Source organism: Knoellia subterranea KCTC 19937 (genome assembly GCF_000768685.1).
Taxonomy (GTDB): Bacteria; Actinomycetota; Actinomycetes; order Actinomycetales; family Dermatophilaceae; genus Knoellia; species Knoellia subterranea.
Window position 1 is genome coordinate 216,434 of sequence record NZ_AVPK01000004.1, and the last position, 13,450, is coordinate 229,883.

The following is a 13,450-nucleotide window of genomic DNA, read 5'->3' on the forward strand; positions in this document are numbered from 1 at the left end:
CGTGCTCACGGGTTGACCCCCTTGGGGTGTCCGGCCGGGTGGATGATCGACTTGATGGCACGCGGGTCGGACCGGGCTGCCGTGAGCGCTGCCTCGGTCTCGTCAAGGGAAAAGTGCCCGGTGGCCAGTGGAGCGAGCGTCACCCGCCCTGTTGCGACGAGGTCGATGGCCGTCGGCCAGGTGTTGGCGTAGCGGAAGACGCCCGTCACCCACAGCTCGCGCCCCTGGACGACTCCCAGCGGGAGGCCCACCGTGTCACCGCCCATGCCTATGAGGACGACCCGGGCTGCCGGTGCAGCGACACCGATGGCAGCCGCCGTCGAACCCTCGTGGCCCGAGCACTCGAGGATGACATCGGGACCGGGGCGGCCGGCATACACGTCGGAGAGCGAGCGCGATGTGACGTCGACGACCTCGGTGGCTCCGAGTGACGCGGCGACGTCAAGACGGTGCGAATTCACGTCCGCCACAACGACTTCCGTCGCACCGAAGGCAACCGCCACCTGCGCGGCGAGCTGACCCACGGGGCCCGCGCCGGTGATGAGGACACGCGTCCCGGGCGCAGCGCCGGCACGCCGGCACGCCCAGATGCCGACGGAGAGCGGCTCGAGCATGGCGCCCTCGTCGAACGAGATCCCGTCGGGCAGCGCGAAGGTGAAGACGGACGGGTGGGTGACGTACTCCGCGAGCGTCCCGTCGACCGGCGGAGTCGCGTGGAAGACCATGTCGGGGCAGAGGTTGTAGCGCCCGGCAAGGCACTCGCGGCACGACCGACACGGCACACCGGGCTCGATCGCGACACGTTCGCCGACTCGCTTGGTATCCACTCCGGACCCGACCGCAACGATGACTCCGGCGCTCTCGTGTCCGAGGACGAGTGGACCGGTGACGACGTGGTCACCGATGCGTCCGTGGTCGTAGTAGTGCGTATCGGACCCGCACACGCCGACCGATCGGACCTCGATGAGCACCTCGTCGCCGGCCGGAGTGGGGACCGGACGGGACTCGACGACGATGCTGCCGGGCTCGGCGAGGATGGCCACCCGCATTGCGTCGAGCGGTTGCCCTCCGCTCGTCATCGACTGGACTCCAGGTCCTCGAGGGTCGTGCGAGCACCGTTGTCGTGCAACGACTTCAGGAAGGCCGTGTATGCCGTGGTGAAGTCCTCGTCGTCGACGAGACTTCCGAAGAAGTCCCGGTCGCGCAGGAACGCGAGCTCGTCCTCGTCGTAGGCGCGCGCCGCCACCATGACCTTGTCCTTGAACCGGTCGACGAGCTCGATCGGCTCACCGGACTCGTCGACACCCTCGGCGTAGCGGGCCCACGACGCGACGACGAGGGCGCTGCGCTCAATGGACCCGCCAGTCTCGAGGTTGCGTTGGATGACGGGCACGAGCCACTTAGGGATCCGGTCCGAGCTCTCGGCGCACAGCCTCGCGAGGGTGTCGCGGACCTCGGGGTTGGCGAAGCGCTCGATGAGCTGGCGGCGATAGACGTTGAGGTCGACGCCGGGCACGTCGGGCAGCGTCGGGGACCCCTCCTCCTCCATGTAGCCGAGGAGGAAGCCGGCGAAGAGCGGGTCCTGCGCGACCTCGTGCGCGTAGCGGTATCCGGAGAGGTAGCCGAGGTAGCAGAGGGCCTGGTGGCTCGCGTTGAGCAGCCGCAGCTTCATGAGCTCGTAGGGCACGACGTCGTCGACGATCTGGACCTCGACGTCCTCGAACGACGGTCGACCCGTGGGGAAGTGGTCCTCGAGCACCCACTGCGTGTAGGGCTCGCAGACGACCGGCCACGCGTCCTCGACCCCGAACTGCTCGGCGAGCGCCGCGATGTCCTCCTGCGAGGTGACCGGTGTGATCCGGTCGACCATGCAGTTGGGGAAGGCGACGTTGGCCTCGATCCAGTCGCCGAGGTCCGCGTCGCGGAGTCGAGCGAACGCGACGATCATCTTCTTCGCGACGTCGCCGTTGCCGGGCAGGTTGTCGCACGACATCACGGTGAAGGGGTCGGTGCCGGCCTCGCGCCGACGCCGTGCGGCCTCGACGACGAAGCCGAACATGCTCTGCGGTGCGTCCCCGCCGGCGTGGTCGGCGGCCAGGTCCGCCTGCAGCACAGGGTCGTTCGCGTCGAACTCACCCGTCACCTGGTTGACGTGGTAGCCACCCTCGGTCACCGTGAGCGACACGATCCGCGTCGCCGGGTCGACCATGCGGTCGAGCACCGCGCCCGGGTCGTCGGGGGCGAAGAGGTAGCCGACCATCGACCCGATGACGCGCGGCTCGAGGCGCCCGTCGGGGTGCTTGACGACGAGCGTCCAGAGGTTGTCCTGCCCGGCCATCGCGTCGCGCATCCTCGCGTCGCCGGGCATGAGCCCGACGCCGACGATGCCCCAGTCGAGGGCCTTGCCGTCGTTCATGAGCGCGTCGAGATACATCGCCTCGTGCGCGCGGTGGAAGCCACCGACGCCGAAGTGGACGATGCCCGGGGTCACCTCCGACCGGTCGTATGCCGGCCGCGCCACCTCCGCGGGCAGGTCGCCGAGCGTTGCCTGGCTGAGCTTCACCACTGGGGAACTCCTCCGATCACTTGACGGCACCCATCGACAGGCCCTGGACGAGCTTGTCCTGCGCCGCGAACCCGGCCGCGAGCACCGGCAGCGAGACGACGAACGACGCCGCGCAGACCTTGGCGAGGAAGAGGCCCTGGCTGGTCACGAACCCAGTCAAGAACACCGGGGCCGTTCCGGCAACGGTCCCGGTGAGGACACGCGCGAGGAGCAGCTCGTTCCAGCTGAAGATGAAGCAGATGAGCGCGGCCGCCGCGATGCCCGGCATGACGACGGGAGCGATGACCTTGCGCAGCGTCGTCATGAGTGAGGCGCCGTCCACCTGGGCGGCCTCGAGCATCTCGACCGGAACCTCGGCGAGGAAGGAGCGCAGCATCCACACGGCGATCGGGAGGTTCATCGACGTGTAGAGGATGATGAGCAGCCAGATGTTGTCGAGCAGGTTGACCTTCTGCGCGAAGAGATAGATCGGCAGGATGCCCGCCACGATCGGGAGCATCTTGGTCGAGAGGAAGAAGAAGAGGACGTCGGTCCACTTCTTCACCGGCCGGATCGACAGCGCGTAGGCCGCGGGGAACGCGAGCAGCAGCACGAGGATCGTCGACAGGACGCTCGCGGTGAGGGAGTTGAGCAGCGGCGGCCACGGCCCGGCGTCGAAGAACGACCGGTAGCCGTCGAGGCTCAGTGGCGCGAAGAGGCTCGGCGGGTTCGTCGCCGCGTCCTCCTCCTTGTGGAACGACGTGAGGATCATCCACAGGACGGGCAGGGCGAAGAGGATGCCGCACGCCCACGCCGCGATGGTGAGCAGGATGTGCGACTTGGGATTCCTGGCGTGGTTGACCTCCTGCGGTTCACGGCCCTCGGCCGCCACCTCGGCGCCGTTCACGGTCTCGGTGGGTGGGGTGCTGGTGCTCATCGGGGTCCTCGCAAAGTATCGGAGCGACGCAGGAGCGGAGAACTTTGTGGGGTGATCACTTGCCCTCCTCCTTGAACAGGCTGAACGCGGTTCGCAGGGCAGCGGTCGCGATGAGGATGGTGCCGATGACGACGACCACGCCTGCGGCAGAGGCGCGTCCGTAGTCCTGCGCGGTGTAGAAGGTCTGGTAGATGAAGTACGGCAGGTTCGCCGTGCCCAGACCACCGGACGTGATCGTGAAGACGTGGTCGAAGTTCTGCACGACATAGATCGCGCCGAGCAGGGCCGACAACTCGATGTACTGCCTCATGTGCGGCAGCGTCATCGACCGGAAGATCTGCCATGAGCTGGCGCCGTCGATGCGGGCCGCCTCGACGACGTCCAGGGGCCGTGACTGCAGACCGGCCAATAGGATGAGCATCATGAACGGCGTCCACTGCCACACGAGCGCCGCGACGATCGCGAGCAGCGGGTTGTTGGAGATCCAGTCCGGCTGTGGAGCGTTGTCGCCGAGGACGGCCTTGAGGGTGCCGTTGAGGAGGCCGTACTCGGGGTTGTAGAGGGCGTGCTTCCACAGCAGCGCCGCGGCCACGGGCACGACGAGGAACGGCGTGATCATGAGCGTGCGCACGATGCCGCGACCCATGAACTTGCGGTCGAGCAGCAGCGCGATCGCCATGCCCAGCACGAGGGAGATCCCGACGACGAGCACCGTGAGCAGGATCGTCACGATGACGGCGCTGCGCGTGTTGGAGTCGGTGAAGACCCGCGCGAAGTTGTCGAATCCCGCGAACCCGCGCTCGTCCGGGTAGTACGCGTTCCAGTTCATGAACGACACGACGAGCGTGGCAATGAACGGCAACTGGGTGAGGATGATGACGAAGATCAGCGCCGGCAGCAGGGGTGCTCGCCGGGACCAGTCGCCAGCCTTCGCCAGGCGGGTCGCCCGTGCCGTCTCGTCCGACGCGACCTTCTCGGCAGTTTCGGCGCTCATCCCTCACTCCTCTTCTGGTAGCGCTCGGCCACGTCCTCGGCGAGCTCCTGCCCCTTGTCGAGGGCGTCCTTGACCGACGTCTTGCCGGCGATGGCCGAGCTGACGTCCTGGCTGACCTGGGTGCCGAGGTCGGGGAACTCGGGGATGTCGACGAACTGGATGCCGATGGCCGGCCGTGGCTGGAGTCCGGGGTTGGTCGGGTCGGCCGCCTCGATCGCGGCCTTCGTCGGCTCGGCGAACGCCGATGCCACCGCCAGGTAGTCAGAGTTCTCATAGGTCGACGCCCGCTTGCCCGAGTTCCTCGCCGACGAGCTGCTCGTACTCCTTGCTCGACGCCCATGAGATGAACTTCCAGGCGTTGTCCTTCTTCTCGCTCGCCTGCTGGATGCTCCACGACCAGGCGTAGAGCCAGCCGGCGGAGTCGGTCTTGACGACCGGCGCGGGCGCGTAGCCGAACTTGCCCTTGTTGGGGGAGTCGTCGGCCTCGAGTGATCCGGCGGCCGACGTGGCGTCGTACCACATGGCGACGTTGCCCTGGACGAGGTTGTTGAGGCACTCGGTGAAGCCGGCCTGCGGTGCGCCGTTCTCGCCGTGCTTGCGGACGAGGTCGACGTAGAACTGCACGGCCTCGCTGAACTCCGGCGCGTTGACCTTCGGCGTCCAGTCCTCCTCGAACCACGTCCCGCCGAAGGTGTTGACGACGGTCGTGAGCGGCGCGAAGAGCTGTCCCCATCCGGGTTGGCCGCGCAGGCAGATGCCCTTCATGCCGGGCTCCGCACCGTCGACCTGGGCCGCAATGTCCGCGACCTCCTGCCACGTCGGCTTGGCCGGCATGGTGATGCCCTTGGCGTCGAGGATGTCCTTGCGATACATGAGGAACGAGCTCTCGCCATAGAACGGCTGGCCGTAGATCTTGCCGTCGCTCGAGAGCGATTCGGTCATGGGCCCGAGGATGTCGTCCTGGTCGAACTCGGGGTCGGCGGCAATGAAGTCGTCCATCGGAGCGATCCACTTGGCCTTGGCGTAGATCGGGATCTCGAAGTTGCTCAGGGAGGCGACGTCGTACTGCCCGGACTGGCTCGAGAACTCCTGGCTGATCTTGTCGCGCACGTCGTTCTCGGGCAGGACGGTGAAGTTGACCCGGATGCCCGTCTCGGCGCTGAAGTGCTTCGCCGTGAGCTGTTGGAGGTCGACCATCTGCGGGTTGTTGACCATCAGGACGTCGATGGAGTTGGCGCCGCCGCCGCCGATCCCGCCACCGCCCCAGCCGGCGCAGCCGGTGAGCGCCGCGACGAGACCTGCGGTCGTTGCGACAGCCGCCCAGCGGTGCCTTCGGTGACCGCGCCGTCGCCGCACAACCTTGCGGGTATGCCGTGTGCTCCCGGGCATCGTTGCCCTCCCGTTCTCCGCTGGATCAGTTCGTTCCGCTGCTGCGGGGTTCCACTGGTGCTGCAGTTGAGATGGTGATGCGCTCAAATGAGCGCCTATGCTGCACACATGAGCCTGTCGGAACCCGGGCGTCGTGTCAACAGGTCGCCAGTCGGCCTCGTGTGCATGAGCCCACGCCCGAACGTGGCCACATACACACGAGGCAACAGGGAGGATGGGAGGCGTGCCTGAATCGCTCGGTCCCTCGGAAGCCGTCCTCGCGGCCGCCGTCGCGCGCCGTCACCTCATCGACGGCGAGTCCAAGGTCGACCTCGCGAACGCGCTGGGGATCAGCCGCTTCAAGGTCGCGCGCCTCCTCGACGCGGCCAGGCAGAGCGGCATGGTCCGCATCGAGATCGTCTCGCCCCTGGGCATCGACACCGACCGCTCGGCACGCCTGCGTGAGGCGCTGGCACTGGAGCACTGCGTCGTCGTGCCGGGCTCCGGGACGCAGGCGGACCCGGGCGTATCCGCCGCAGCCGCAGCCCTGCTCACCGAAATGGCCACCGACAAGGACGTCCTCGGGCTCCCGTGGAGTCGCTCGGTCAGTCGCATGGTCGACGCGCTCGAGTGGTTGCCCGAGATTCCGGTCGTCCAACTGTCCGGCGCCATGGTCACGCCGGAGGAGGACAGCAGCTCGGTCGACGTCGTGCGGCGGGCCGGCCGTATCGCCGGCGGCAGGTGGCACGTCTTCTACTCGCCGCTGTTGCTCGACGACGCGGCGAGTGCGGACGTCATGCGCCGTCAGCCACCCGTCAAGGCGGCGCTCGACCATGTCAAGGACGTCACCCTCGCCGTCATTGGGCTGGGGGCGTGGACGTCCGGACGGTCCACGATCCACGACGTCCTCAGCGTCGCCGAACGCAGGGCGGTCACTCGGGCCGGTGCCGTGGGGGAGGCTGCCGGTGTCTTCTTCGACACCGAGGGTCGCGTGGTCGAGACCCCACTCACCGCGCGAGTCGTCGGTCTCACCGGAACCCAGCTGCGCGGCATACGCCATGTCGTGGCGATCGCGCACGGCGCCGAGAAGGTGGACGCCATCGCGGCAGCGGTCCGCGGTGACCTCATCGACTCCCTCGTGACGACCGCCGAAACCGCCGACGCCCTCCTCGCCGCGTCACCCGACTCCCGTCCCTGACTCACCCAATTCCCGGGTTGGGGACACGAGTGGCCGGTATGCCGTCCGCCAACCTTCGCGTCCCTAACTCACCCAATTCCCGGGTTGGGGACATGAGCGGCTGGTACGCCTGCTGCTCACCTCCGTGTCATGGCGCACGGCATGGCCAACTGGTCGGCGGTCTTCGGCCTCGTGAGCTTCGCGCTCTTCCCCGCGTACGGACCCCTGTCGGCACCCGAGGAGCTCTTCGACGACCAGGTGCGTGCCATCACCTGTCTGCTCGGTCTGGCCCGCACGTAGCATCGACCGCGTGAGTCCCGAAGCCGTCCGCTGTTCCAACGCCTTCCGTGAGCGTGGGGAACCGATGCTCGGGTCGGCGCCGGTCGCGCGTCGCTGGCTGCTCATCGAGCACCCCGGTCCGTGGGCGAAGAACCATCTCGAGACCACGCCCATCGCCGGCGGTGTCGCGACGACCATCGAGAAGGCGTGCGCGGAACTGCAGGGCCGCTCGCTCCTCATCCGTCGGACGGGCCGCCGCCAGCCCGGTCAGGACCCGTCGTGGTTCGCCATCGACACGGCGATGGGCACGTGGGTCACCGGCACGTGGCGCACGAGCGACGACCTCCTCCATGCGACCGCAGCCCTCGGGACGCAGCTGTCGCAGTCGGAGAGCCTCGCCGAGCCGATGCTCCTCGTCTGCACCCAGGGCACGCGCGACGCCTGTTGCGCCCTGCGTGGCCGCCCCGTGACGGCGGCGCTCGCCAGGGTCTGGCCCGACGAGGTGTGGGAGTGCACGCACCTGGGCGGCCACCGCTTCGCCGGCACGTTCATCTCGATGCCCGACGGCACTTGCTACGGAACCGTCGACCTGCCCAATGCCGTCGACGTCGTGCGCGCCCATCGGGCCGGCCAGGTCGACGCCACCCACCTGCGTGGAGTCGCGCGCTACTCACCTGCGGTCCAGGCCGCGACCGGCGCAGTCCTCACCGAACACGGACCGGCGCCCATCGGATCGGCACGCCCCGGTGCCGTCGACGTCATCTCGGAGACGGTGACGCGGGTCGAGGTCATCGGCGACGAACCCGTCCCCGACACCACCTGGGTCGAGGTGACCGCTGAGGCCCTGCCGCCCGCCCCGCTCTCGTGCGGCAAGGGACCGGGTGAGCACACGGCATACCGAACGGTCTTCATCCCCGACCCCCGCTGAGTCGCGCTGGAAATCGCGACACTCGCGCGGCACAGTGAAGCCATGACAGAGACGTCGACGCCGACCACGGAAGCCACCGAGAAGTACCGCGCCGCTCGTGACCAGATCCTCGCCCTGCGAGGCGACCACGAGCGAGCCGTCCGGGAGTTCTCTTTCCCCGATCTGGGGGAGCGCTTCAACTGGGCGATCGACTGGTTCGACGTCATCGCGCGGGGCAACGACACGAACGCGCTCGTCGTCGTCGAGGAGGACGGGTCCTCGCGCGCCATCACCTTCGACGCCATGGCGAATCGCTCTGACCGTGTCGCCCACTGGCTGGCGGATCGCGGTGTGGCACAGGGGGATCCGGTCATCCTCATGCTCGACAACCAGGTCGAGTTGTGGGATTCCATGCTCGCCGTCATGAAGCTCGGCGCGGTCATCATGCCGACGACGTCAGCGGCGGGCGCGGCCGACCTCGAGGACCGCGTCACCCGTGGCGGCGCCCGACACGTCATCACCAATGCGTCGCAAGTCGAGAAGTTCGGTGGGCTCGCCGGGGACGTGACGCGGATCAGCGTTGGGCCAGCGGACGGGTGGCACGACCTTCATGACGCGTATGCCGTTGACTCGCCTCCGCTGCCCCACCCCGGCACCGCGCCGGGGGACCCGGTGCTGCTCTACTTCACGTCGGGGACGACGAGCAAGCCCAAGCTCGTGCAGCACACGCAGGTGTCGTACCCGCTGGGGCACCTCTCGACTGTCTATTGGCTCGGGCTCCAGCCGGGGGACGTGCACCTCAACATCAGCTCGCCGGGTTGGGCGAAGCACGCCTGGTCCTGCTTCTTCGCGCCGTGGATCGCAGAGGCGACGATCCTCGTCTACAACTACGCACGCTTCGACGCGCCGTCGTTGCTGAAAGTGTTGCGGGACAACGGAGTCACGACGTTCTGCGCTCCACCGACGGTGTGGCGGATGCTCATCAACGCCGACCTCTCCGACGGGCCGGGTACGCTGCGCGAGGTCATCGGTGCAGGTGAACCGCTCAATCCCGAGGTCATCGCCCAGGTGCAGGACAAGTGGGGTCAGGCGCTTCGCGACGGCTACGGACAGACCGAGATGACGGCGGCTGTCGGCAACACCCCGGGATCGCCGCTCAAGCCGGGGTCGATGGGCCGGCCCCTGCCCGGCTGCCCCGTCGTTCTCGTCGACCCGACGACGGGCGAGCGGGTCGAAGGGCCCGGCGAGGGCGAGATCTGCCTCGACCTCGGCGCGTCGCCGCTGCCGCTCATGACCGGCTACCAGGGCGACGAGGAGCGCAACGCCGAGGCGATGGACGGCGGTTTCTATCACACGGGTGACGTCGCCTCGATCGACGCGGACGGCTACATCACCTATGTCGGCCGCACCGACGACGTGTTCAAGGCGAGCGACTACAAGATCAGTCCGTTCGAGCTCGAGTCGGTCCTCATCGAGCACCCCGCCGTCGCGGAGGCGGCTGTCGTGCCCGCGCCCGACGAGGTGCGGCTGGCCGTGCCCAAGGCCTATGTCGTCCTCGCGCCCGGGCACGAGCCGACCGAGGAGACGGCGCGGTCGATCCTCGGCTACGCGCGCGAGCACCTCCAGCCGTGGCAGCGGATCAGGCGCCTCGAGTTCGGCGAGCTGCCGAAGACGATCTCGGGCAAGATCCGCCGGGTCGAGTTGCGTGGGCGCGAGGAGGAACTCGCCGCCGGCACCGCGGAGGCGCCCACCACCGAATGGCGAGACGACCTCCTCAAGGACGACTGACCGGCATACCCGATCGTTCGTCCGTCTTTTTGCCCAGAACGGACAGCTCGCTAGAGCTCGCCGTCCGTTCTGGGCACAAAGACGGAGCTAGCCGAGGGCGGCCTTGACCTTGTCGAGGACTGCCTGCTCCTCGGGTGCGACGCCGTCCGATGCGTCGGCGACGGCCTGGGCCGCCTCGAGGATGACGCCCTTGAACGCCTCGGCGGAACCGTCCGCCTTGGCGTTGAGGATGCTCACGGCCTGGGTCAGGCCGCTCGTCACGGCCTGTTCCTGAGCGGCGGCGTCACCCGTGGGCGGTGTGGGGAAGCCGCCGGAGCGGAGGATCTCGGTGATCTCCTTCGGCCCGGAGGCGAGGGCCTTCGAGCCGGCAAGGCTCTCCTTGAAGGACGAGAAGAAGCCCGGGTCGGCCTTGCTGACCAGGGCAATGGCACCAAATGCTGCGGTGCGGATCGTGTCGCGTTCTGCATCCGTGTACTCAGCCATGCTCGTCAGTCTGCCGCGTTCGGTGCGGTTGCGGGGGCGTCGGCCGCGGGGACTTCGGTGAGCGTGAGCGAGTCCAGCGGACCGGTTCCCTTCTCGGGTCGGGTGCAGCGCCGCGACGCGTCCTCGGTCGCCGTGTCGATGCGGCTCCCGTTGACGAGGCTGACGTCGTCGTATGCCGGGCGCCCCTCGATGACGTTGCGGAACCGGTAGCGCGTCACGGACGTGAGGTGGCATGCCTCGCCGAAGGCCAGCACGTCGAACGCCGACGGCTGCCCGACGAGCTCCTCGCCGTTCTCCTCGCCGACGAAGTGGGTGAGCGGCCCGCCGCCGGTGAACGTGCCTGCCTGGATGCGGTCCCCCTCGAGGTCAGGCGTGTGCATGTGCCCGTTGACGGCGACGTCGGCGCGCGGGACGTCCTGCACGGCCCACGGCTCGTGGGAGACGAGCAGGTCGAGCTTCGGCTCCTCGGCGAACGCCGCCTCGAACGCCCGCTTCGCGGGCTGTTGCTTGTCGCGGCTGCGCTTGCCGTCGTCGCCGAACCAGCGTGGGTCGTTGAAACCGCCGATGCGTATGCCGCCTGCGTCCACAACGTTGTAGGTCGCCTCATCCGGTTGCAGGAGAACGACATTGGGGATCTGCGCCATCCGGTCGAGGATGGTGCGGTCGGTGGCGGAGGTGGCGTCGTGGTTGCCGCGCGTGAAGATGTAGGGGACCGGGAGGGACGCGATCCCGGCGAACATGCCCGAGGCCTCGCCCTCGGTCACGGTTCCGAAGTTCACGAGGTCGCCCGTGTCGACGACGACGTCGACGTCCTCCTGCTCGATGATCGTCCGCATCAGGGAGTACTGGTTGCCGGCGTGGAGGTCGGACACGAGGAGCACCCGCAGCGCCACCGGTTGACCCAACTCTGTCGGTGAGTACTTGTCCTGCAGCGCCGACGACAGGGCGATGAGGTTGACGAGGTAGGGGGAGACCTGGTTGGCGCGGGCCTCGACGTCGCTGAGCAGCGACTGGTTGCGCTGCACCGTGCCGAGCACGCCGGTCGACGTGAATTCGTGCTGCCGGTCGGGTTGGTAGGTCTGCCAGATGCCCAATCCCGTTGCGGCGCAGGCGATCGCCCACGCTGTCGTGGCTCCGACAAGGGCGCCCGCGGTGGGTCGGCGACGACGCACGAGTGTGGTTCCGAGGACCGTCAGGGCAGCGACCCCCAGCGCGCCGAGGGCAAACCGCAGGCCCACGCCGATGGCGGCGCGACGGATGGCCGCACTCAGGTCGAGCGGACCCGGCTGGAGGTCGGAGATCGTCACCCCGGGCCGGCCGAGAACCTCGGCGATGGAGGCCTTGACCTGAGGCGTCGCCTCGATGCCGGGAGCGAGTCCGGTGAACCCGACGTCGATGTCACCGAAGAGCGTGCGTGCGACGAGCCGGGTGGAGTCCCGCGGATCCATCGACAACTGAACCTGGGCGGAGTAGTGCTTCGTCTCGGCGCTCGCCGGAGCCAGTCGAGTCGCGGCGACACCGCCCGCGGCGCAGGCGAGGGTGAGAGCCACGACAGCGAGGAGGCCACGCGCCCGCCGCCCACCGACGCGGTGCCCAAGGGCCCACCACGCCGTGACTGCCGTCGCCAGTGGCCAGAGCACGAGCAGGCCGGCGACGATGCGCTCGTGCGCACCGAACGGCATACCGGCTCGAACGCCGACCGTCAGGGAGGCGACGAGAACGAGCAGGAGGCCGGCCACGGGGCGAGCGACGCGCCGCCGCTGCAGTGGCCCGGCGTCGTCGTCGGCCGCGAACCACGGCCACGCCGCAAGCAGGACGAAGCTGAGCGAGGCGACGAGCGTGTGCGCGAGCGAGCCGTCCGAACGCGAGGGGAGTGGGACGAGGGCGACCGCGATGGTGGCGAGGCCGGCGCCCGCGAGGACGAGACGGCCCGCGCGCCGGGCGCCGGGCAGCAGCGCGGCCGTGCCGAGGTGGGCCACGCCGGTGAGCAAGAGCGCCACCGTCATGATCCAGCGGTGCGGCGTCTCGACGGCCGCGAGCGCGCTGATCGACTCGCGCACGCTGTCGAAGCCGGGAGGCTGCTGCATCGCCGCCCACGTCCATCCACCGATGAGGGCGACGGCAGCGAGGACCGCAGTGAGGAGGGCGCCCCGGGGGCGTCCCCCGAGTGGGGTAGCCATGCCCCAACCCTAGGCTGACGTCATGCCCGAACCTCAGTCTGCACCGCTCGCCGGGCGGTTCCCCGATGGCACGTTCGCCGGTGTCCTGTTCGACATGGACGGGACGCTCATCAACTCCACGACCGCTGTCGTGCGGTCGTGGTTGCGGTGGGCCGAGGAGTTCGGCGTCGACCCCAAGGCGCTCGAGCACTCGCACGGCATGACGAGCATCAACACGATCCGGTTGGTCATGGCCGATCGGCCCGAGGCCGACCAACTGCGCGCGCACGCACGCATCCGAGAGATCGAGCTGGCCGACGTCGACGACATCACGGCGCTCGTCGGGGCGCGCGAGGCGTTCGAGGAGCTCGACCGGTTCGGCGTGCCCCACGCCATCGTGACGTCGTGTGAGCGCGAACTGGCGGCGGTGCGCATCGAGGCCGCGAGGCTGCCCCGCTCGACCGTGGTTGTCACGGCGAGCGACGTCTCGCACGGCAAGCCCGGGCCGGAACCCTATGAGCTCGGGGCGTCTCGTCTCGGGCTCGCGCCGGCGGAGTGCGTTGTCGTCGAGGACGCCACGTCGGGGCTCGTGTCCGGACGCGCGGCCGGCGCGGGAGCGGTGATCGCCGTCCTTGGGACGACCCCGGTCGAGGTGCTGGCCCGGGATGCCGACGTCGTCCTCACGTCCGTCGGCGACATCCCCTGGCCAACCCTCGTCACCGGCGCCCTCGCCGACGGCACCCCTGCGCGTCCCTAACTCACCCAATTCCCGGGTTAGGGAGGGGGAAGTCTGTCCGCAAGCCGGGAATTGGG

11 protein-coding genes and 1 pseudogene are annotated in these 13,450 nt (G+C 68.9%); 5 read left to right on the forward strand and 7 right to left on the reverse strand.

Annotation, left to right across the window (positions count from 1 at the left end; all coding sequences use genetic code 11):
* Positions 1 to 5: 5 nt before the first annotated feature.
* The 5 genes and pseudogenes from N803_RS08880 to N803_RS08900 all read right to left on the reverse strand — a co-directional run bounded on the left by N803_RS08880 (position 6) and on the right by N803_RS08900 (position 5,727).
* Positions 6 to 1,079: an NAD(P)-dependent alcohol dehydrogenase gene (locus N803_RS08880; protein WP_035904285.1), complete on the reverse strand. Its 1,074-nt coding sequence runs from the start codon at positions 1,077 to 1,079 to the stop codon at positions 6 to 8.
* A complete protein-coding gene (locus N803_RS08885; RefSeq protein ID WP_035904286.1) occupies positions 1,076 to 2,566 on the reverse strand; it encodes a mannitol dehydrogenase family protein in 1,491 nt (496 codons plus the stop codon). Before N803_RS08885 ends, N803_RS08880 begins: the two co-directional genes overlap by 4 nt.
* A 16-nt stretch (positions 2,567 to 2,582) precedes the next feature.
* Positions 2,583 to 3,482, reverse strand: a complete 900-nt coding sequence (locus N803_RS08890; protein ID WP_245617131.1) for a carbohydrate ABC transporter permease — start codon at positions 3,480 to 3,482, stop codon at positions 2,583 to 2,585.
* 55 nt (positions 3,483 to 3,537) lie between these two features.
* Positions 3,538 to 4,476: a carbohydrate ABC transporter permease gene (locus tag N803_RS08895; RefSeq protein WP_035904287.1), complete on the reverse strand. Its 939-nt coding sequence runs from the start codon at positions 4,474 to 4,476 to the stop codon at positions 3,538 to 3,540.
* A pseudogene (locus tag N803_RS08900) lies at positions 4,473 to 5,727 on the reverse strand (ABC transporter substrate-binding protein). Before N803_RS08900 ends, N803_RS08895 begins: the two are co-directional and overlap by 4 nt.
* Positions 5,728 to 6,088: 361 nt before the next feature.
* On the opposite strand from N803_RS08900, the gene N803_RS08905 reads away from it, so the two are divergent.
* The 4 genes from N803_RS08905 to N803_RS08915 all read left to right on the forward strand — a co-directional run bounded on the left by N803_RS08905 (position 6,089) and on the right by N803_RS08915 (position 9,995).
* Complete coding sequence (locus N803_RS08905; protein ID WP_169743069.1) at positions 6,089 to 7,042, forward strand: sugar-binding transcriptional regulator; 954 nt, start codon at positions 6,089 to 6,091, stop codon at positions 7,040 to 7,042.
* Between the two features lie 129 nt (positions 7,043 to 7,171).
* Entirely contained in the window at positions 7,172 to 7,321 is a 150-nt protein-coding gene (locus N803_RS18305) for a hypothetical protein (protein ID WP_156969712.1), read from the forward strand.
* A 10-nt stretch (positions 7,322 to 7,331) separates the two neighbouring features.
* Complete coding sequence (locus N803_RS08910; RefSeq protein WP_156969713.1) at positions 7,332 to 8,228, forward strand: ferredoxin family protein; 897 nt, start codon at positions 7,332 to 7,334, stop codon at positions 8,226 to 8,228.
* A 42-nt stretch (positions 8,229 to 8,270) separates the two neighbouring features.
* Positions 8,271 to 9,995 (forward strand): AMP-binding protein, encoded by a 1,725-nt coding sequence (locus N803_RS08915; protein WP_035904289.1) that lies wholly within the window; start codon positions 8,271 to 8,273, stop codon positions 9,993 to 9,995.
* Between the two features lie 87 nt (positions 9,996 to 10,082).
* Here N803_RS08915 and N803_RS08920 read toward each other — a convergent pair whose 3' ends face one another.
* Together N803_RS08920 and N803_RS08925 are read right to left on the reverse strand one after the other, a co-directional pair.
* Positions 10,083 to 10,478: a hypothetical protein gene (locus tag N803_RS08920; RefSeq protein ID WP_035904290.1), complete on the reverse strand. Its 396-nt coding sequence runs from the start codon at positions 10,476 to 10,478 to the stop codon at positions 10,083 to 10,085.
* 5 nt (positions 10,479 to 10,483) lie between these two features.
* Entirely contained in the window at positions 10,484 to 12,658 is a 2,175-nt protein-coding gene (locus tag N803_RS08925) for a DUF998 domain-containing protein (RefSeq protein WP_052112080.1), read from the reverse strand.
* Between the two features lie 22 nt (positions 12,659 to 12,680).
* Between N803_RS08925 and N803_RS08935 the strand changes: the two genes are divergently transcribed.
* Complete coding sequence (locus tag N803_RS08935) at positions 12,681 to 13,394, forward strand: HAD-IA family hydrolase (protein ID WP_084764311.1); 714 nt, start codon at positions 12,681 to 12,683, stop codon at positions 13,392 to 13,394.
* Positions 13,395 to 13,450: the final 56 nt, after the last annotated feature.